The 18,766-nt window shown below is 56.1% G+C and carries 20 protein-coding genes; 8 read left to right on the top strand and 12 right to left on the bottom strand.

What is annotated here, in order from left to right; translation table 11 throughout:
* Positions 1-3 precede the first annotated feature (3 nt).
* Positions 4-738 carry a hypothetical protein gene (locus tag IPM58_15050; GenBank protein MBK9308359.1) on the top strand — a complete coding sequence of 245 codons (735 nt, stop codon included), beginning with the start codon at positions 4-6 and terminating at the stop codon, positions 736-738.
* On the opposite strand, the gene IPM58_15045 is transcribed toward IPM58_15050, so the two are convergent.
* The 8 genes from IPM58_15045 to IPM58_15010 all read right to left on the bottom strand — a co-directional run bounded on the left by IPM58_15045 (position 730) and on the right by IPM58_15010 (position 11,375).
* On the bottom strand, positions 730-1,803 hold the full coding sequence (locus IPM58_15045) for an outer membrane beta-barrel protein (GenBank protein MBK9308358.1): 1,074 nt from the start codon (positions 1,801-1,803) through the stop codon (positions 730-732). The genes IPM58_15050 and IPM58_15045 overlap by 9 nt on opposite strands.
* A 320-nt stretch (positions 1,804-2,123) precedes the next feature.
* Positions 2,124-2,816 carry a response regulator gene (locus IPM58_15040; GenBank protein ID MBK9308357.1) on the bottom strand — a complete coding sequence of 231 codons (693 nt, stop codon included), beginning with the start codon at positions 2,814-2,816 and terminating at the stop codon, positions 2,124-2,126.
* Positions 2,817-2,865: 49 nt separating this feature from the next.
* Positions 2,866-5,562 (bottom strand): sensor histidine kinase KdpD, encoded by a 2,697-nt coding sequence (locus IPM58_15035; protein ID MBK9308356.1) that lies wholly within the window; start codon positions 5,560-5,562, stop codon positions 2,866-2,868.
* A 172-nt stretch (positions 5,563-5,734) separates the two neighbouring features.
* Positions 5,735-6,307 carry a potassium-transporting ATPase subunit KdpC gene (gene kdpC, locus IPM58_15030; protein MBK9308355.1) on the bottom strand — a complete coding sequence of 191 codons (573 nt, stop codon included), beginning with the start codon at positions 6,305-6,307 and terminating at the stop codon, positions 5,735-5,737.
* A 40-nt stretch (positions 6,308-6,347) separates the two neighbouring features.
* Positions 6,348-8,465, bottom strand: coding sequence for a potassium-transporting ATPase subunit KdpB (gene kdpB, locus IPM58_15025; GenBank protein MBK9308354.1), 2,118 nt, complete (start codon positions 8,463-8,465; stop codon positions 6,348-6,350).
* Positions 8,466-8,483: 18 nt separating this feature from the next.
* On the bottom strand, positions 8,484-10,289 hold the full coding sequence (kdpA, locus tag IPM58_15020) for a potassium-transporting ATPase subunit KdpA (GenBank protein ID MBK9308353.1): 1,806 nt from the start codon (positions 10,287-10,289) through the stop codon (positions 8,484-8,486).
* Positions 10,289-10,378, bottom strand: coding sequence for a K(+)-transporting ATPase subunit F (gene kdpF, locus IPM58_15015; GenBank protein ID MBK9308352.1), 90 nt, complete (start codon positions 10,376-10,378; stop codon positions 10,289-10,291). Before kdpF ends, kdpA begins: the two co-directional genes overlap by 1 nt.
* A gap of 244 nt (positions 10,379-10,622) precedes the next feature.
* Positions 10,623-11,375, bottom strand: a complete 753-nt coding sequence (locus IPM58_15010; protein ID MBK9308351.1) for a zinc ribbon domain-containing protein — start codon at positions 11,373-11,375, stop codon at positions 10,623-10,625.
* 164 nt (positions 11,376-11,539) lie between these two features.
* Between IPM58_15010 and IPM58_15005 the strand changes: the two genes are divergently transcribed.
* The 5 genes from IPM58_15005 to IPM58_14985 all read left to right on the top strand — a co-directional run bounded on the left by IPM58_15005 (position 11,540) and on the right by IPM58_14985 (position 14,904).
* Positions 11,540-11,785, top strand: coding sequence for a type II toxin-antitoxin system HicB family antitoxin (locus IPM58_15005; GenBank protein ID MBK9308350.1), 246 nt, complete (start codon positions 11,540-11,542; stop codon positions 11,783-11,785).
* Positions 11,769-12,008 (top strand): type II toxin-antitoxin system HicA family toxin, encoded by a 240-nt coding sequence (locus tag IPM58_15000; protein MBK9308349.1) that lies wholly within the window; start codon positions 11,769-11,771, stop codon positions 12,006-12,008. The genes IPM58_15005 and IPM58_15000 overlap by 17 nt, the downstream gene beginning before the upstream one ends.
* A gap of 600 nt (positions 12,009-12,608) precedes the next feature.
* The gene (locus IPM58_14995) at positions 12,609-13,613 is read left to right on the top strand and encodes a hypothetical protein (protein ID MBK9308348.1); all 1,005 of its coding nucleotides are present in this window, start codon (positions 12,609-12,611) and stop codon (positions 13,611-13,613) included.
* A 52-nt stretch (positions 13,614-13,665) separates the two neighbouring features.
* Positions 13,666-14,412, top strand: a complete 747-nt coding sequence (locus tag IPM58_14990; GenBank protein ID MBK9308347.1) for a hypothetical protein — start codon at positions 13,666-13,668, stop codon at positions 14,410-14,412.
* Between the two features lie 198 nt (positions 14,413-14,610).
* Positions 14,611-14,904: a PIN domain-containing protein gene (locus tag IPM58_14985; protein MBK9308346.1), complete on the top strand. Its 294-nt coding sequence runs from the start codon at positions 14,611-14,613 to the stop codon at positions 14,902-14,904.
* A 198-nt stretch (positions 14,905-15,102) separates the two neighbouring features.
* Here IPM58_14985 and IPM58_14980 read toward each other — a convergent pair whose 3' ends face one another.
* From IPM58_14980 to IPM58_14965, 4 genes are all read right to left on the bottom strand, one after another.
* Positions 15,103-15,678: a hypothetical protein gene (locus IPM58_14980; GenBank protein ID MBK9308345.1), complete on the bottom strand. Its 576-nt coding sequence runs from the start codon at positions 15,676-15,678 to the stop codon at positions 15,103-15,105.
* Positions 15,679-15,798: 120 nt separating this feature from the next.
* Positions 15,799-16,011, bottom strand: a complete 213-nt coding sequence (locus IPM58_14975; GenBank protein MBK9308344.1) for an IS3 family transposase — start codon at positions 16,009-16,011, stop codon at positions 15,799-15,801.
* A gap of 660 nt (positions 16,012-16,671) precedes the next feature.
* On the bottom strand, positions 16,672-17,631 hold the full coding sequence (locus IPM58_14970) for a tetratricopeptide repeat protein (GenBank protein MBK9308343.1): 960 nt from the start codon (positions 17,629-17,631) through the stop codon (positions 16,672-16,674).
* Positions 17,632-17,716: 85 nt separating this feature from the next.
* The gene (locus IPM58_14965; protein MBK9308342.1) at positions 17,717-17,935 is read right to left on the bottom strand and encodes a hypothetical protein; all 219 of its coding nucleotides are present in this window, start codon (positions 17,933-17,935) and stop codon (positions 17,717-17,719) included.
* 230 nt (positions 17,936-18,165) lie between these two features.
* Here IPM58_14965 and IPM58_14960 point away from each other — a divergent pair, with 230 nt between their 5' ends.
* Positions 18,166-18,402: a DUF433 domain-containing protein gene (locus IPM58_14960; protein ID MBK9308341.1), complete on the top strand. Its 237-nt coding sequence runs from the start codon at positions 18,166-18,168 to the stop codon at positions 18,400-18,402.
* The gene (locus IPM58_14955; GenBank protein ID MBK9308340.1) at positions 18,399-18,728 is read left to right on the top strand and encodes a DUF5615 family PIN-like protein; all 330 of its coding nucleotides are present in this window, start codon (positions 18,399-18,401) and stop codon (positions 18,726-18,728) included. The genes IPM58_14960 and IPM58_14955 overlap by 4 nt, the downstream gene beginning before the upstream one ends.
* Positions 18,729-18,766 lie beyond the last annotated feature (38 nt).

Genomic DNA, 18,766 nt, shown 5'->3' with positions numbered 1-18,766 from the left:
AAGATGATGCGACAACCTTTCAGGATCGCCTTCGGGCTAACGGTGGCGCTTTCGGCTGGCTGTGCCGGCAGCCAGGGATTCGATCGATCCGCGATGACCGAAGTCCTCCACATCGCTTCCTCCTCAGATGAGGGGAATCGTGACCCATCAACCCAGAACCCTGCGCTCTCTCCACCGGTTCGGCTCGCGATCTTTTTTGCAGATCACGAATTCCCAAACCATCAGTCTCTGAGCAAAGTCGAGTGGCGCAGTGCGGATCGGGAACAGCTCCTTCAGGGCCTGGCTTCCTTGCGAGATCAGAAGCTGGTGACAGACATCTTTGTGTTGATGGATTCCACTGTTCAGGCGGAGAATATTGACGGGATCAGGCAAGCCGGCGCCCGGTACGGAGCGGACGCCGTGTTGATCGTCGATGCAGCCGGGGCAATCGATCGGTACAACAACCGCTATGCCTGGCTATACCCCACGCTAATCGGTGCCTATCTCGCACCGGGCACTGAAAGCGCCGCCCTCGTAATGGCCACGGGCAGCCTGTGGGCAGTGCATTCCGAAGGGCACACACCCATCCAGACAGTCGAAGGTGTATCAACGATAGTTGGATCGGCGGTGTTCGTTGAAGATAGCGCCGCCCTACAGGAGGCGAAGGAGCACGCCATACAAGCCCTCAGCACGCGTATCGTCGAGCAGCTGCAGCTCTGGATAGAAGAGACGGTGTCCCCTCTCTCCCAGTTACGGTGAGTCAAAGCCCACGAGCACTCCGAGCAAAAGCAAATGTTGGCCAGGAGTCAGGCCGGCAACACCGGGGCGGATCTCGCCGTTTTTGAAAAATCCACCTCCGACTCCGGTCGATTCATCGTAGCGGTGTTCAGCGCGTACGATTGTATTCATCCAGCGGTACGGGAACCTGTACTCGACCGTCGACGTGACGGCCTTCACAAACTGTTCTGCCCCTGTCCACCGGCCATTCCGATCCCAGTAAAACTCGGGCCGAACCGCCACAGACCAAGGCCCACTGATATGCCATCTCACGACGATATTCCCCCCCATAACAAAGGCCCGGGGGCTTCCAACCCGTCCAGCGACATTTTCCGTTCCAATATCAAACGATGTGGCGACCGTCACATCGTCACTTTTCCACTCCACGATATGATTTCCGTACAAGCGCCAGAACTCCAGCGAAGTCTCCGTTTGATCTGGCCCCCCATAGAGTGTTTGGATCAGCGTCAATCGTGGGGTGGCTCGCCACACCCATCGCCCGCCATAGCTCGGGAGATCGTTCGGACGGGCCAGGTGATAGTAGCTATTCACGACAAACGCCGCGACCGTGAACTCCTCACTCAACGGATACTGAACGTTCACACCCAGCATCATATAGGGGCTATTGTCGGCGATCCAAGAACGGGTGTAGTTGGCATTGTCTCCGGCATAGAGCGATTCATACCCCATCAGGCTGTTAAACAAACCGGCCGTCACCATCAGTCCCCTTCCGACCGGCGCAAGATAGGACAGATTGGCACGATGGATGTGGCGCAATACATCCGATCCATCGATCCGCCGTTCACCCTGTAAAAAAGCAAACCCCTCTGTATCCCGCCCTCCTTGGAAACCCAACTCCATGCCCCAGCGTGAAGCCGTGCCGGCATCCTTTCGGACATAGGCCAGACCCATGTTGGGAGATAACTCGTTATGATGAGCGGCTGTAGCGCGACTACGCCAAAGGTGGTTATCGGGAGAGTTAAGATTCCCGACGTACCCGACATCCACATAGGCTCCGTAGTGCCAGTTAGATGGGATAGAGTCCATGGAGCTAGCCGAACCAGCACCAGCTATCGGGGGTTCTTCCGATGGCTGGCTCAAGTGCTGGGCCAAACAAGTAGGCGCTATTGCAAATAGCTCTACCACGATCAACGGCACGCTGATCCAAACGCGCCAGCTGTAGCAATGATTGATGGTCTTCGCGTAGATCATGAGCAAATATCCGGCGCCTGATTACAGCAAACATTCATTTACAATTCGGCACCTAACTCTCTCGCCCAGCTTACAAACTATACTTCGTCAGATATCAAAACGGGATAAAAGCCAAAGGGTGAATTGACGTGGAGCATGAAAGGAGACAAGGGAGGTTATTCCGCGCGGAGTCGATATCCAACTCCCAGTTCCGTCACGAGATACCGAGGATGAGCGGGGGTTTTCTCCAGTTTGTTTCTCAGCTGTCGCATATAGACCCGTAAATAGTGTCCTTCCTCCACATGGAGCGGACCCCAGACCTCTTTCAAAAGTTGACGGTGAGTCAGTACTTTGCCGGCATACCTGATCAACGTGATGAGTAGCTTGTATTCGATCGGTGTGAGATGAACTTCCTTCTTTGAGACAAACACCTGTCGCCGACCAAGATCGACCTTCAGATCGCCGAGCACAAATACCGACTCAGGGGCATCGGCAGATTGAGCGGCGTGGCGAAGTGCCGCACGCATCCGTGCAAGGAGTTCGTGGACTCCGAACGGCTTAGTCACATAATCGTCGGCGCCGAGATCGAGTGCCGCCACTTTGACCTGTTCCTGGTCTCGAGCTGAAAGCACGACGATGGGGGTGGCAGTCCATCCCCGCATCTGCCGAATGATCTCGCTCCCCTCGATATCCGGCAAACCGAGGTCCAGCAGAATCAGGTCAGGATTTCTTGCTTGGGCTTCGGTAAGCCCGTCCCGCCCCGTCGTCGCCTCGTACAATCGAAAGCCATGGGCAGGCAGTATCGTCCGGAGAAACCGGCGAATTTCCGGTTCATCTTCGATGAGGAGGATCGTGGCTTCCTGTGACATATGAACCCTGCGGCCTCGATCACCGGTCTTCAATTAACCAGTATTACGCTTACCGATTCTCCGCCTGCTCTCTCTCCACAGACGGCTGCTGATCCAGTAACGGAATCGAAAAGCGAAAGCAGGCGCCGCCTCTCGAGCGATTCTCAGCCCAAATACGGCCGCCATGCGCTTCAACGATGCCGCGACAAATCGTCAGCCCTAGCCCAACCCCTCCCTCTCGCGCAAGTCTACCGCGATAGAACTTGTCGAAGATGTGGGATTCATCCCCAACGGGAATACCAGGTCCTCGATCTGCGACTTCAATGATCATATCCCGATCGCTCGCCGATGCGGACACGTCAATCGTACTTCCTGAGGGCGCATACTTGACGGCATTTTCCACAAGATTGATGACCACTTGTTCCAGCAACACTCCATCGACCAGCGCCAGCGGCAGATCGGCTGGAAACGCCGTGTTGACGGTATGATCTCGCAACCGTCCCTCCAGTCTGGCCAGAGCTGCACCGACAACTTCATCGAGAGGATGCCACTCTTTGCTGAGCTGCACAACTCCTGCCTCAATGCGCATCATATCGAGCAGGTTCTTCAGCAACCGGTCAAGACGATCAGCTTCTCGATAAATGGACCGAGAGAGCTCGTGCCGAGCGGCAGGGTCGAGTTCCCTCTGCTCGTCCGCCAAGCTGCTGGCAGCGCCGGTAATGGTAGCCAGCGGAGTCCTCAGATCGTGAGATACCGAACTGAGAATAGCGTTCCGCATGCGCTCCGTTTCCACCCGCACATGGGCACTTTGCGCTTCCTCAGACAGACGCGTCCGCTCGATCGCCAACGCCACCTGATTCACCAGGGATTCGAGCAAGTGTAGTTGCTCGGGATCCAGCAACAGTCCCTGGTCTTTTGACTGAACTGCGATCACCCCGATCGCACCGGATGATCCAACCAGGGGCAGATACAGCGCGCTGGCCCCCGGCAGTGTATCCGTCCCCAGTCCGGCGCGTTCACTATGGTCGAATACCCATTGAGCCACCCCCGACTCTTTTGGATCCAATTCAAAGAACAGGAGTTCCTCGCGTTGCAGCTGCACCCGATTCTCCGCATCTGCCAGGAAAATGGCAACTTGAGCGTCAAACACGTCCCGAAGATGCTTGGCCGAGACCTGGGCCAGCATGCCCGTCCCCCGATGAGTGGCGAGATCTCGACTCATAGCATAGAGTACTCCTGTACGTTTTTCTCGGTAACGAGCCAGCTCGGCTTGCTCGTGGAGACGGACGGCGAGATTACTGATGACCATGGCAACCACCAGCATCACGCCGAATGTGAGGAGATATTGGGCATCGGACACCACGAAGGTGAAGTAGGGCGGTACAAAGAAGAAATCGAACGTCGCCACGCTCAAAATCGAAGCCAACACCGACGGTCCACGTCCCCAACGAATCGCGATGACGATCACGGCCATGAGATACATCATGATCAAATTCGCCGCCCCGAACGATGGAAACATCAGCCAGGCGACCGCCGTCGCAATCAGCACCCCAAGCGAGGCATGGACATATTCGGAGACATCGCCGGTCCTTCGGAGACTGCGGCGGACGAGCGGCTGCCCTTCGCCGGCCTCTCCGGTAATGACATAGATATCGATCTCCCCGCTTTGATGGACGAGGTCCGATACGACCGACCCGAATACCCATTCCTTCCACCACGACCTGACCGGCTTCCCGACGATAATCTTGGTCGCGTTTCGGCTCCGCGCGTAACTCAAGAGTTCCTGAGCGACGTTCTCGCCAATGAGCGTGGCGGTTTCGGCCCCTAACTGCTCTGCCAATCTCAATGTTTGTACCAGACGATCCCGTTCGGGTTGCGGCAAGCCAAGATGTCGAGGAAGCTGCACATAGACCGCGATCCACTTAGCATGGAGGTCGGCCGCCATCCGGCGAGCGGCTCTGATCAAACGAGGCCCGCGCGGCTTCATGTTGACGCACACCATGATGGTTTCCGCCACCGGCCAGGTTCGTACCACAGCGTGGTCGCGCCGATAGACTTCCATCTGCTGGTCGACCCGCTCGGCCGTGCGGCGCAACGCGAGCTCGCGAAGCGCGATCAGATTTCCCTTGGCAAAGAAATTTTTGATCGCATGCTGGATCTGCTCCGAGACATACACTTTTCCATCTTTGAGTCGCTGAAGAAGATCGTCGGGCGGAAGATCGATCAGCTCCACGTCGTCTGCCCGCTCAAGCACAGAATCCGGGACGGTCTCACGCACCCGTACGCCGGTAATCTGCGTAACCACATCGTTCAAGCTTTCTAAGTGCTGCACATTCACGGTGGTATAGACCGTGATATCGGCCTTCAATAACTCCTGAACATCCTGCCATCGCTTCGTATGACTCAGGCCCGGCGCGTTGCTGTGCGCAAGTTCGTCGATGAGGATGATGGTGGGATGTCGCGCGAGGGCCGCATCGAGGTCGAATTCTCGCAGCGTGGCGCCACGATACTCGACGGCGCGGCGCGGGAGGACTTCAAGCCCCTTCACCAGAGCCTCGGTCTCCGCACGACCATGCGTCTCCACGATACCGATGACGACATCGACACCGTCGCGCCGCTGCTCATGCGCTGCTTCGAGCATGGCGTACGTCTTCCCTACGCCTGGATTGGCGCCGAAGAAGACCTTGAGTTTCCCCTCGGCTCTGCGGGTTTCCTCCGCCTGCACATGCTTCAACAGTACATCGGGATCTGGTCGTTCTGGACTCATGAGAGCACTCCCGGTGCAACGTGGCGCGCAAAGTTGATGACGACTTAGCACACGACGCTTGAATTTTAGGGTGGGGCCGGAGAAGCGTCAACGGCACGCTCAATCGTCCGGAGACTGAGAGTGCTTCAACCGACCCCTCTAAACGTGACAACCGAGCATAGCCGCAGTGAAACTAATGCCTCTCGTCCAAGGCAAGATTCAGTAGAAGAACATTGACTCGTGGTTCTCCAAGAACGCCGAGCTGGCGGCCCTGTGTGTACTGGACCACGAGGTCGCGCACACCGGCTTCATCGAGCCCTCGAACACGCGCTACTCTTCTGATTTGGTACTGTGCAGCCGCCGGGCTGATGTGAGGGTCCAGCCCGCTTCCTGATGAGGTCACTAGATCGACAGGGACCGGCGCGTCGTTGCCCGGATCTGCTGCCCGTAAGGCACCTATTCGCGCTTTGACCGCCTCGATCAGTATCGGGTTGATGGGTCCGAGGTTTGATCCCCCGGATGCCCCGGCATTGTATGGAAACGGCGAGGTCGCCGACGGGCGACCCCAGAAATACTCCGGTCTGTCAAAATACTGTCCGATCAACTTGGACCCGATCACCTTGTCTTCGCGCACGATCAAACTGCCGTTCGCCTGGTCTGGGAAAAACACCTGGGCCAACCCGGTGACCGCCAGCGGATAGACCAGCCCCGTCAAGACGGTCATAAGTAACAGCATAGTCAGAGCGGATCTTATTTGGTCTTTCATCTCTCTCTCCTGTTTCCTCGCAATCTAATCGTTAGCTGGCTCAAACAAGATGCAAGGCGACCAGAATCAGATCGATCAGCTTGATGCCGACGAACGGCACCACCACGCCGCCCAATCCGTAGATCAAGAGATGCCGCCGGAGCAGCGCCCCCGCGCCGATCGGGCGATAGGTGATTCCTTTTAAGGCAAGCGGGATCAGTACGATGATAATTAACGCGTTGAAGATGACCGCGGAAAGGACCGCGCTCTGCGGAGTCGCCAGCCGCATCACGTTCAATGCATTGAGCGCCGGATAGGTCGTGGCGAAGGCCGCAGGAATGATGGCGAAGTATTTGGCCACATCGTTGGCCATGCTGAACGTGGTCAACGCGCCGCGGGTCATGAGCAATTGTTTGCCGATTTCCACGATTTCGATGAGCTTCGTGGGATTGGAATCCAGATCGACCAGGTTGCCCGCCTCTTTTGCCGCCTGGGTCCCGGTGTTCATTGCGACGGCAACGTCAGCCTGCGCCAGCGCCGGGGCGTCGTTTGTTCCGTCCCCGGTCATAGCCACGAGCCGGCCCTCTGCCTGAAGCTCCCGAATCAACTTGAGTTTGGCCTCCGGCGTGGCCTGGGCCAGGAAATCATCCACTCCGGCCTCCGCCGCCACGGCCGCGGCTGTTTGCGGGTTGTCGCCTGTGATCATGACTGTCTTGATGCCCATGCGGCGAAGCTCAACAAAGCGTTCTCTAATCCCGCCTTTCACGATGTCCTGTAGCGCAATCACCCCTAGCACCTTGGCCATCTCCGCCACTACCAAGGGCGTTCCGCCTTGCTTGGCGATCGTCTCGACATTCAGCCGGACAAACTGAGGAAAATGCCCTCCCTGCGACGTCACATAGGCTTCGACCGCATCCGCTGCTCCTTTGCGGATCTGCCGCCCGTCAAGATTGACTCCGCTCATTCGTGTCTGAGCCGTGAAGGGAATGAATGTGGCGCCCATCTCATGAATATCACGCGCACGCAAACCAAACTTTTCTTTGGCCAGCACGACGATGCTGCGGCCCTCAGGCGTCTCGTCCGTCAACGATGAGAGTTGAGCCGCGTCAGCCAACGTCTGGGCTTCTACTCCCTCTCCCGGAATGAAGGCTGTCGCCTGACGGTTGCCCAGCGTGATGGTGCCGGTCTTATCCAGGAGCAGGACATCCACGTCCCCGGCTGCTTCAACAGCCTTTCCCGACATCGCAATGACATTGGCCTGCACCATGCGATCCATGCCGGCGACACCGATGGCCGAAAGGAGAGCCCCAATGGTCGTCGGAATCAGGCAGACCAAGAGTGCCACCAATACAGTGACGGTGACCGGCGTCCCTTGCCCCATGGCTTGCACGCCGTACAGCGAGAACGGCAACAATGTCACCGTGGCCAAGAGGAAGATGATGGTCAGGGCTGCGAGCAGAATGGTGAGGGCGATTTCATTCGGCGTTTTTTGGCGTTTGGCTCCTTCCACCATAGCGATCATGCGGTCCAGGAAACTTTCTCCCGAAGTTGCCGTGACGCGAATGATCAGCCAGTCCGACAACACGTTCGTGCCGCCCGTGACGGCGCTGCGGTCACCGCCGCTTTCTCGAATGACGGGCGCGCTTTCGCCAGTGATCGCGCTCTCGTTCACTGACGCCACGCCGTCGACAACCTCGCCGTCGGCCGGAATGAACTCTCCTGCCTCCACGAGAACCACATCCCCCTTCGTGAGCTGATTCGCTGACACCACACTGAAGGTATCGCGTCGCTGGAACTGACAGTTCCACGGGGTATGATGCTCGCTGCCGGGATCGACCGTGCCGAGCTTTTTGGCCGTAAGTTCATGACGCACCCGCTTCAACGAATCGGCCTGCGCCTTGCCCCGACCTTCCGCCATCGCTTCCGCAAAGTTTGCAAACAGCACAGTGAACCAGAGCCAGACCGTGATCGAGAGAATGAACCAGGCGGAGGCTTCCCCGGTTCCTGCTAGCGCCTGCACGAACAGGATCGTCGTCAAGACGCTTCCGACCCAGACGATAAACATGACCGGATTCTTGACCTGATGACGCGGGTCGAGCTTGAAGATGGCATCGCGCCACGCATGGCGTATCACTGCGGTGTCCAACAGAGACTGGGAATTGTGTGCTTTTGTCGGCATGCTCATGGGATGTGATTCCTACTGTCCTTTCATCATCAGCTCTTCGACGACGGGCCCCAAGGCCAGAGTCGGAAGAAACGTGAGCGCCCCGACCATCACCACCACGCCGATTAAGAGAATTACGAACAGCGGGGTGTGAGTCGGCAAAGTACCGGGTCCGGCCGGCACGAGGGTCTTGCGGGCTAGGGCCCCTGCGAGTGCCAGAATCGGGATAGCCAACCAGAACCGCGAGATCAGCATCGCGATCCCTCCGGTGAGGTTGTAGAAGGGAGTATTCGTGTTGAGTCCTGCGAACGCGCTGCCGTTGTTGTTGCCCTGGGATGTATAGGCGTAGAGAACCTCACTGAACCCATGAGGACCGGGGTTCAAGATAGACGATCGGCCTGTCTCAGTGCTGATCGCCAAGGCGGTGAGCCCCAAGACGACAATGGGCATGATGAGAATAAGCAGCGCGGCCAACTTCATCTCATAGGGCTCGATCTTCTTCCCTAGATATTCCGGTGTCCTCCCGACCATCAACCCGGCAACGAACACAGCGATGATGGCAAAGACGATCATTCCGTACAGACCTGAGCCGACCCCCCCGAACACTACTTCGCCGAACTGCATGAGGAAGAGCGGCACGAGTCCACCCAGCGGCGTATACGAATCGTGCATCGAGTTCACCGAACCATTGGACGCAGCCGTCGTCACGGAGGACCACAGGGCTGAATCGGTAATGCCGAATCGCGCCTCCTTCCCCTCCATGTTGCCTCCGGCTTGACCGCCTTGAGGCTGCTGATCCACACCGACACCCGTCAGAAGCGGGTTGCCGCGTTGTTCCGACCACAGCCCGAGGGAAACAAAACAGAAAAGAAGAATGGTCATGGCGGCGAGAATAACCCAGCCCTGGCGGGCATCTCCCACCATTCGACCAAACGTGTGACAAAGCGCTGCGGGAATGAGGAGGATCGCCAAGAGTTCAAGGAAATTGGACAGCGGCGTGGGATTTTCGAACGGATGCGCGGAATTGGTGTTGAAAAAACCGCCGCCGTTCGTACCGAGTTCCTTAATGGCGATTTGGGAGGCAGCCGGACCTACCGCCAGGGTCTGCGCGATTGCCGTGGCAAGCTCGGTTTTCGGTTTCCGCTGTTCATCGAGCACCGGCTTACCGTTCGTATCGGTCATAGTCTTGTCATGACCAGCTGGTTGTAGAAGGGTCACCGTCTGATATGAATTGAAGGTCTGGACAACTCCCTGAGACACCAAAAGAACGGACAACAGCAGAGCCAGAGGCAGTAGAATATAGAGAGTGCTACGGACCAGATCGCTCCAGAAATTCCCGAGCGTCGTTGACGTGCTACGGCTCAAGCCCCGGATCAATGCAACGAGCACTGCCATTCCCGTCGCGGCGGAAGCAAAGTTCTGTACGGTCAGGCCGAGCATCTGAGTCAAATAGCTGAGAGTGGTTTCCCCGCCATACGCCTGCCAGTTGGTGTTGGTCGCGAAGCTTGCAGCCGTGTTGAAAGCCAGGTCAGGTGCGACTCCATCAAGATTGGCCGGGTTGAGGGGCAAGAAACTCTGAAGCCGCTGCAAGCCGTAGAGAAACAAGAGCCCGACTGCATTGAAGAGCAGCATAGCCGTTCCATAGCGTTTCCAGTCCATCTCATCGCCTGGTCGAACGCCGCAGAAACTATGCATGGCCCGTTCAACGGGACCGAGGAGACGGTCCAAACCGCAGGGTTTGCCTTCATACACTCTCGCCATGTACCAGCCTAGCGGCTTCACGAGTGCCAGCAACACGACGAAGTACACGAGTACTTGGAGGATTGCATTCGTGGTCATCAGAAGCGTTCCGCCTTCAGCAACATGATCATGAGATAGATCAACAGACCGACAGACACAATTCCGCTCAGCACATACATCACATTCATGCTCACCACCTTAGAGTCGATTGAGGCCCGAGATCAGCCACCTGGAGAGAATGAAGAAGCCCACCACCAGCCCGATGTAGATCAAGTCCATCGCGAGTTCCTCTATGGCATTCAGTCTAGCTCCCTCGTTATAAAAACGGCGTTAAAATGGTCGTGAGTATCGTTAAGAAAAGATCACAACTCGTGCAAGACAGTGAAATGTTGGTGAAGGTGTACTGACGTTGCGCAGAAAAACCGAGGTGAGTTAGGCCGACAGCCGCCGATAGTGGCGCAACAAGAGAGCACCCCCCCAGAGGAAAGATCCGAGCATCAAGAGGATACCGAGATTGTACGTGAGATGAGCCAATCGATGATCCCATTCCAATAAGCCCAGCATCGTCAGAATATTATTCCAGTCATGTCCGTCGGTTTCTTTTCCGGTGACGCCGCCGATGAGCATCAGGTCCAATGCCCGCGCATCGTTGATGTACGGAGCAATGTCCATCAGACTCTCCGCTGTCCACCACAAGGCTACCGAAGCGCCGAAGGGATCACGCGTCTTGATCAGGAAGGTGCCGAGACAGATCATCGGCATGAGAATCTGGCCCAGCGTGCCCCCCAAAATCGTCATGAAGCGACCGAACGGGATGAAGACCACATGGCCGGCTTCATGAAAGGGCAGATTGATCAAGTGCAGGAACGACTCGCCGGTGTAATTTGTTTCGAGCGGCGTCGTGATAAAGGCCCAGCCCCACCACACCATGGCTACGAACACGGCCGCTCGACCATAAAAGGTCATAGATTCGGTCGTGGTATCCGATTCAATGAGCCACTGCTTGGCTGTCAGGAACCATTCAGACTGTGTAAATGCTGGCTTGACTGGTGAAAGGCGCCCCATTGCCGCAAGCGGTTTGTACTTGGCGAAGATAATCCCACATCGCACACATTCCGTTGCCTCCTCAACTCGTTCAGCCTGGCATTTCGGGCAATGCGTTGTAGGTGTCTCACTGGCGATCATGTCCCCACTCTAGGATCGAGGGATGAATCGGACAAGGAAATCCCAAGAATAGTGCGTGGATAGAATGGATCGAGCGATCGAGGAACCTGGATACACCCTGGGATTCGCTTGCTTCGCATGGAGAACAGGGCTATTCTCAGGGCTGCCGATGAGGAGGATTTTGTATGAGTTACTTGCAGCAGACCATCAAAGCCGTGATTCGCCCTGGCGACGAAGCCGGTTACGTGGCTGAGTGCCTGGAAATCGCTGTCGTCACGCAAGGGCGGACTCTCGATGAAACCGTCAAGCATCTGCAAGAAGCAACCGCGCTGCATCTGGAAGGCGAGTCGCTGGAGGCCTTTGGCTTACGCGACAAACCCACTCTGGTGCTGACCATGGAATTGGACCCCGTCCATGCCCAAGCTTCGTAGGCTCGCTGGTCGCGATCTCCTCACCATCCTCCAAGGGTTCGGTTTCCGACAGGTCTCTCAGCGGGGAAGTCACGCGAAGCTGGCTCGTGAAGTCGGGGGAGCACGCCAAGTCTTAACAGGTCCCCTCCATGCCGAGCTCGATCCTGGCACCTTACGCGCCATACTTCGCCAAGCGAGTCGATTCATTTCAGAGTCAGAGTTGCGCCCGCACTTCTATACCTAACAATTCCTAGGAAAGCAGCCTGACCCTATTTCCCTTCCCACACTCCGTCGCCTCTTCAAGCCGTTCAGCCTGGCATTTCGGGCAATGCGTCGTGGAGGTATGGGTCGATAACATGTCTCCACTCTAGAAGCGTGGAGCGAGTCGGACAAGAAATTCTCAAGAATGGGGCGTCGATAGAATGGATCCAGCGATCGAGGAAGATGGATACACCCTTTCGATTTGCTTGCTTCGCATGGAGAACAGGGCTAATTCTCACGACTACTGATTAGGAGGATTTCTATGAGTTAAAGATATTCGACTCGATAACTCCGATACGCACTCTACGCGCCCGTCAGTTAGATGACCAGCCTAGTCCTATTTTGCTTTCTTGCCATGTATCGAATTATATACTTACATCGTATCCGAATGGATACGATGCCTCTAGTCTGACCCCCTAGACCCATCTACAAACCTCCATAAGTCGTTGACAGAACGGTCAGCGGAAATAGTCCGCTTACGCTGGCATGGATCCTGCTCACCTGAGCCATATCCCGCATGAATCCACTTTCTCAATATCGCTCAGACAACCGACATTCTCTCGCGGGATAGAAGGAGGACACAATGAAAGAGTACCAAATAATCCCAAGTATGAACGGCATCCCCCTTGAAGGACAGTTTGCTCGCTCATGGCGATCGAGAATCCTCCTGCTGGCAGGAGTCCTGCTGGGTGTCACAATGGTATGGACTCCACAGGCCGAGGCCGGCTCGGTGGGCTGGTCCTCCATCAAGATCACCGAATCCGGCTTTGATTTTGGCGGGGAGGGTTTTGTGGCCGGGGCTCCGACGAAATCCGGCTACCTGGCCTGGGATTTAAACGACGGCAAACTGAAGCCTGCCCTGCACGGCCACCTCCACTTAAAGGACGTGCGCGACCTCTGTGCGCGCATGCGCCTCGACTACTACAGCATCACACATATTTTCCTCACGACGAAGTATGGCGGCCAAGTGTGTGCCGACAATGACAAGCGCCATGAGTGGGACGTGAACCTCGCGCCTTATGAAAGCAACAAGATCGGCAAAGTGAAGGTCTCCATCGAGAAACTCACGGCGAAGAAAGACTGGACGATCGTGGGGTCGGAAACGGTCAATCTCAGTACAGTCCATGACAAAGTGAAGATCACCGAGGACGGTTTTGATTTTGGTGGGGAAGCATTCGCGCTAGGCGCCCCGACCAATGCTGGGGATGTGGCCTGGTCATGGAGCAACGGCCAAGTGACACCCCACCTGACAGGGGTCTTGCATATCAACAATGCTGCAGGTGCCTGCGCCAGAATGAAACTCGATTATTTTCAGGAAGATGGTACGCGATTGGCTGAAGAATTTGGCGGCAAGGTTTGTGCGCCCGATAATCAGCACCACTCGTGGACGGTGGACCTGATGCCTTTTAGCGACGGCAAACTAGAATCGATCAAGGTCAGCATCCAAACCCTTGCAGCCGACGGCCAATGGAGGACCATCGGGACGGAAACATCATGGTACGTCTATCACGCAGCGACCGTGGCGCTTTGCGGAGGTGGCGGGGGTTGCCTGGCAAATCAATTTCCTCTTGGGGTTGAAGTGAAATAACGAGGAGGAACCCTGGAACCTTGCTCGCGCCATGAAAGAAAGGAGAACGAATATGAGTTACTCGTCACACAACAGCGGTCTGATCCGAAGGCTGGCCGTATTCTCAGTGGTCGCGGGCTTCTTTCTTATGGGTGAACCGACCCAAGCAGAGCGCTATCCGAAAGATGTCATGTTGAATGGAGCCGCAGTGCCGTCCGAGCACATCTCGGGATTTAAGGGAGCCGACTTCGAAGTCGGCATGCCCGACACCTCCACGAACGAGGACTATGCAATCTACGGTCTGACTTCAGAGGAACGCCGAGACCACCCGTGCTACATCACAGTGCAGACAGAAAACGTGAACGACTCTGGCCAAAAGCAGGACCTTAAGAAGGAACTGTGCGGCGGCAAGGAGCGGAGCAAGGAGATGGTGGCAACCTATACCGACGCCTCTTACGGTAAACGCTCGTTCATAACCGGTGTAAGTGTGTGCATGAACAACGACAATACCAGAGTAAAAGGTCTGCAAATTCGTGGCGGAACCATCACCGATGACGCCAAGCTAGGGAAGCTGGAGCGCAAAACAGAGGGGCAAAGCACCTTTGGACTGGAACGACAGGCGCCTACCGAGCCACGGGACAACCGCCCTAATTGCAATAACAATTGGAAACGTTGGGCGCTGTGCCCCCAAGACAATCAAATCGCCACGGCGGTGGTGCTGCATTTCGAAGCCGGGAAGGAGCCGCGCTCCTTGACCGGCATCGGGCTCAAGTGCCGGAACGTCGGCCCCGTGTACGTGTTACCGGAAGATCGCAACTGAACGACCTGTCTTAGTTTGTCCTTCGAGGATTTCAGGATAGAATTGTGGAGAATTGCGAGCTGAGGGTTTCACAAAACCCTCAGCATCTCCATATGCAATCTCGCTTGTCAGTTCAACCTTCATGGTGGGTACTAGCCGCAGGCATTGCTCCGCTCTAGACGTAGCACGCTAACGGAGAAACAAACGGAACAACCCTTAGTGGCCAAGGCCCTAAAGTCCTGCCATGAAAGCCCAGAGCAATCAACCCTTCTTTGTCTCCGCCTTGCCAGGCTAGAGGAACTTCTCCCCTTCATAGAATCAGTCAAAGTCAATCGAGGAACTTTTCCTGAGTTACGAGACCCGGACGATGCTAAATTCATCACCTGTGCAGCAACGGCTGGAGTACGATGGCTAGTCAGCGGAGACAACGATCTCCTCAGCCTTCGCCACATCCAATCTGTAGAGATCGTCTCAGTCACGGCAATCCTCCAACTCCTGAAAGCCAGACCATAGAGCGTCTGCTAAGGGCAGGTGTAAGCAAAGCGTGAGGCCTGTAAAGATATTTAATCCCATAACCTCGACAGTCTGTGCAAGACACTCATCGCTCCTTTCAGCCACGTCAACCATCAGAACTCAGGCCTGTCCCTATTTATTCTCTGTGCCTCGCTGTTCTTGCCTCAGTGAAAGAGTCCCGGCCCCGTTGCTTCAGCCTCAAAAATTGTTCGGAATACCTCTTTCATTGGCCATCGATGCTGGAGATTCCAGTTCACAAGCAGAAGGCTCGTCGTATAAGGGATTCGACTGAACGTGTGCGACGGAGCCTTCGAGCAAACGCAGGATATCTTTTCCTCCCTGACGCATTTCAGCGTCGCCTTCGAGTGCTTTTCTCAAGTCCGCAAGTGTTCTGGAGAGCTCGGTTCGCAGTCCTAGTTTCGTGGCAACCACAATGCCCTTTTCATAAAAGGAGCGTGCGCGGTCATAATGTTTCTTCCTCAGGAGGAAGTCCCCACGCTGGAAGTAGGCCTCCATAAATGCACGAGCCTCCCCTTGGCTGAGAGAAAACATTTCGTTGTTTATCTTGAGCGCCTGATCGATCTGGTCTTGAGCGGCGAGGCTGTGGGCAAGGGAAAGGTACACAAATGGTTCACGGTATCCATGCTGAAGCGCATACATTAGATCAGTCTCCGCAAGGCGATAGTTCTCAAGACGGTTCTGGATCCAGCCCCGATAGACATAGACTATTGCTTTGTCAGGGGCTGCCTGAATGAGGACCGTGTAGTCGCGCAAAGCCTTGTCATATTCTTTCAGGCATCCGTAGCCGTAACCTCGGTAAAAGAGAGGCAGCTTACGAGTCGCGTCTCTCTCAAGCGCCGAAGATGATCTTCCCCTGATTTCGTGGACACGTGGTTACGCGACTGCGGCCCTCGCTTCATACTCAGCTGGAGACTTATACCCGAGGGTTGAGTGCCGTCGTTGCCGATTATAGAAGACCTCAATGTACTCAAAGATCTCCTGCATGGCTTCGTCTCGGGTTATATAGTGCCGATGATAGACCAGCTCGCTTGAGCGTCCCGAAGAAACTCTCGACGCACGCTTGTCCCAACAATGCCTGCGGCTCATACTGGGAATAGGCCGTACTCAGCCAGTCGGCGCTGGTAGTTCGTCGCGGCTGCTGTACCGCGGTCCGAATGGTGCTCGAGCCCCGCCCTGGGAGTGCGGTCATTACGGCCATCGTCAGGGCTTGCTCAGCCAGCTCACCGGTTAATGCTGGCCCTGGCTCCCAGCCACGACCCGACGTGAATACAGATCCGAGCAGGACGGCCAGATAGAGCCAGCCTTCTCCCCGTCCAGATGTAGGTCAGGATCTCCCGCCCACACTCGATTGGGCGCCTCAACGTGAAGACCCGAGCCAGGGTGTTTCGCGGCCACGGGAACGCATGCTGGGACTGCGTGGTAGCGCCACTTCGTCACCGTCTTGGCTCGGATGCCAGCGTGGCACATCAGCCGAGCGATGCGATGCTCTCAACCCGGTGGCCCTGCACGGGTGCTCGCCAGATTCGTGGACTCCCGTGGGTCTGGCGCTGTCGTGGTGAAAGGCCCGAATTCGGTCAACAGGCCTCGATTGGCTACTGCCAGGTGCTCTCGGACTGCCCGCCAGGCATAATATCCTGAAAGATACGGCTGGCTCGGCACATGAGGCGGATGGGATAGCGACGGTCGTGTTCCTGGATCACCCGATATCTCATCCGGGACTCCTTCGCGAAGAACGCCGCCGCACGTTTAAAAATCTCGCTCCTGCTTTAGGACAGCATTCTCGCGCCGCAGTCGGACCAGTTCGGCCTCTTCAGCTCGGAGGTCCTGCCGCGTCTTTCCACGCTCCTCCGCCTGCTGCTGCTCCACCCGCCAGCGGTAGAGCAGATGGTCGGCAATGCCCAGGTCTCTGTCTGCGCAACCGGTCGTGCCGAGTCTCGGACCAACCTGCACTGCTTCTGTCTTAAACTCTTCCGTATACTGCCGTCTCGTCTTGGTGCTCATGCTGCCCTCCACTTCATCAAACTCCTCCTTATACAGGTGTCTGTGAAATCGGGGTAAGGTCAAAGATAGATCATCGATGGCCTCGCGGAACTTCCCTTTCGCACCTAACAGTTTTCCGCGTAGGAGATACCCGCGTGGATCTTTTGGGTCGTGCACGATGATGGCCTCAAAATCTTCTGCGGCTTTATCAAGCATATCCATTGCCCAGTACGTATTACCTCTCGCTTCAAGCAACGAGACTATTAGTTCGTCGGGCGCTTTCACTAGCGCCGCGGAATAATCCTGTATGGCCTCCTCGCGTTTCCCTAGTTGCTCGAGAGCAATTGCACGAAAACCATACGCTCGCACATTCTCTGGGTCCAAGCGGATAGCCTCCGACAAGGTTGCACAAGCCTCGCCATGTCGCTCGAGTTGAATCAACATTTCTCCTAAATACGTGTAGGTATCTGCTGTCTTTTTGCCGCGCGCTATCGCCTCTGAGAACTTCTCGGCTGCGAACTTGTAATCCTGGTTTTGACGGCGCGCAAGCCCTTCTTGGTACAACGCTTCTGCAGTGGGCGACGCATTCTGAAGATTCTTCGCTTCAGCGGCGTAACAGACAGACATCCCTCCAACAAACGCCTCACACAGCACGATGGCCGTGATGCCGAGGAGCCGCCAGTCCAACTTGTTTAGAGAGAGAAGGAAAGCATCTGACACACTCATCTCTACACTCTAGGGTCGTGCGCAAGATCGGACAAGAGAATCTGAAGAATGATGCAAGGATATAAGGAACGAATCTAGGAACCACTCAGTGGAAGGAAAAGGGCACCGGGGCAAAGGTGATGACAAACACGGCGAACGCAATCCAGCCGACGATCGTCCGATTGCGACCCAGCGGGACATGGGGATCCATCACCGGGGGATGGCCGACTCCAAAGAGCCCCGCCATGAACGCCCACAGAAACCAACCAGGCCAACCGAAAAATCCCAAGGCCAGGACAATGGATTCACATCTTGTCCCGAGCATCGGCCCCGGAATTAACCAAGCAAATCATGGAACGGCGCAGGATGGCGACGGAACAGTGGCGACGTTGCAGCAAGCTGCCACTCAAATGAGGAGCTGTTTCTGGAAAGCTCGCCTGATTCATGATGCCCAGCGTCTTGGTGAATTCCCTCACGTCATTGCTCAACGTCAAACCCAATGCTATAGTGCATTCAGCGATGCCCCGCACAGTAAAAGGCTTGCCCCTACCTTCTATGAAGACAGAACTGCTCCAGCGCATCACCATCGAGCCGGGTCAATGCGGAGGCCGTCCTTGCATTCGTGGTATGCGTATCCGCGTCCAGGATATCCTGGACATGCTAGCGGCAGGAACTTCTGAAGAAGAGATCCTACATGACTACCCGTATTTGGAGCGCGACGACATCCGAGCCGCGATGACCTATGCTGCCGCCTACCTGAACCACACAATTGTGCCGGCCCAGACTAGATGAAATTTCTGGTAGATGCGAACCTTCCTCCAGGTCTTGCTGCTTGGTTTCGCGAGCGTGACCACGAAGCGATCCACGTCAATGATCAGCCGGGCTTAGCATTCGACGATCGTGGCATTTTCGAATTTGCCCGTCAGAATGGATTCGCCATCGTCACGAAAGATGAAGACTTTGCTCCTCTCGCCACGCTCGGTGAAAGGCCCGCTCCGGTCGTATGGGTGCGGATCGGCAATGCCACGAACGCGGAACTCCGAAACCGACTGGAACCGGTTTTCCACGAGATCGTCCAGCGCCTTGATGCCGGCGAAACTCTCATCGAAGTCGTCTGACACCTCGCACAAGTCTCAATCGCTATCGCCCTACCTTC

The sequence above is a fragment of the Nitrospira sp. genome (assembly GCA_016715825.1).
Classification (GTDB): Bacteria; Nitrospirota; Nitrospiria; order Nitrospirales; family Nitrospiraceae; genus Nitrospira_D.
Note: the sequence above shows the minus strand (reverse complement) of the source record. Positions and strands in the feature narration are given on the sequence as shown.

What these genes read in the sequence shown, in the direction of transcription:
- IPM58_14960 (MBK9308341.1), top strand. Translation starts at nt 18,166, where the DNA reads ATGAAGACAGAACTGCTCCAGCGCATCACCATCGAGCCGGGTCAATGC.
- IPM58_14965 (MBK9308342.1), bottom strand. Translation starts at nt 17,935, where the DNA reads ATGCTCGGGACAAGATGTGAATCCATTGTCCTGGCCTTGGGATTTTTC.
- kdpC (MBK9308355.1), bottom strand. Translation starts at nt 6,307, where the DNA reads ATGAAAGACCAAATAAGATCCGCTCTGACTATGCTGTTACTTATGACC.
- IPM58_15010 (MBK9308351.1), bottom strand. Translation starts at nt 11,375, where the DNA reads ATGATCGCCAGTGAGACACCTACAACGCATTGCCCGAAATGCCAGGCT.
- IPM58_15040 (MBK9308357.1), bottom strand. Translation starts at nt 2,816, where the DNA reads ATGTCACAGGAAGCCACGATCCTCCTCATCGAAGATGAACCGGAAATT.
- IPM58_15005 (MBK9308350.1), top strand. Translation starts at nt 11,540, where the DNA reads ATGAGTTACTTGCAGCAGACCATCAAAGCCGTGATTCGCCCTGGCGAC.
- IPM58_14990 (MBK9308347.1), top strand. Translation starts at nt 13,666, where the DNA reads ATGAGTTACTCGTCACACAACAGCGGTCTGATCCGAAGGCTGGCCGTA.
- IPM58_14995 (MBK9308348.1), top strand. Translation starts at nt 12,609, where the DNA reads ATGAAAGAGTACCAAATAATCCCAAGTATGAACGGCATCCCCCTTGAA.
- kdpA (MBK9308353.1), bottom strand. Translation starts at nt 10,289, where the DNA reads ATGACCACGAATGCAATCCTCCAAGTACTCGTGTACTTCGTCGTGTTG.
- IPM58_14955 (MBK9308340.1), top strand. Translation starts at nt 18,399, where the DNA reads ATGAAATTTCTGGTAGATGCGAACCTTCCTCCAGGTCTTGCTGCTTGG.
- IPM58_14975 (MBK9308344.1), bottom strand. Translation starts at nt 16,011, where the DNA reads ATGAGCCGCAGGCATTGTTGGGACAAGCGTGCGTCGAGAGTTTCTTCG.
- IPM58_15035 (MBK9308356.1), bottom strand. Translation starts at nt 5,562, where the DNA reads ATGAGTCCAGAACGACCAGATCCCGATGTACTGTTGAAGCATGTGCAG.
- IPM58_15045 (MBK9308358.1), bottom strand. Translation starts at nt 1,803, where the DNA reads ATGGACTCTATCCCATCTAACTGGCACTACGGAGCCTATGTGGATGTC.
- kdpB (MBK9308354.1), bottom strand. Translation starts at nt 8,465, where the DNA reads ATGCCGACAAAAGCACACAATTCCCAGTCTCTGTTGGACACCGCAGTG.
- IPM58_15000 (MBK9308349.1), top strand. Translation starts at nt 11,769, where the DNA reads ATGCCCAAGCTTCGTAGGCTCGCTGGTCGCGATCTCCTCACCATCCTC.
- IPM58_14970 (MBK9308343.1), bottom strand. Translation starts at nt 17,631, where the DNA reads ATGAGTGTGTCAGATGCTTTCCTTCTCTCTCTAAACAAGTTGGACTGG.
- IPM58_15050 (MBK9308359.1), top strand. Translation starts at nt 4, where the DNA reads ATGATGCGACAACCTTTCAGGATCGCCTTCGGGCTAACGGTGGCGCTT.
- kdpF (MBK9308352.1), bottom strand. Translation starts at nt 10,378, where the DNA reads ATGAATGTGATGTATGTGCTGAGCGGAATTGTGTCTGTCGGTCTGTTG.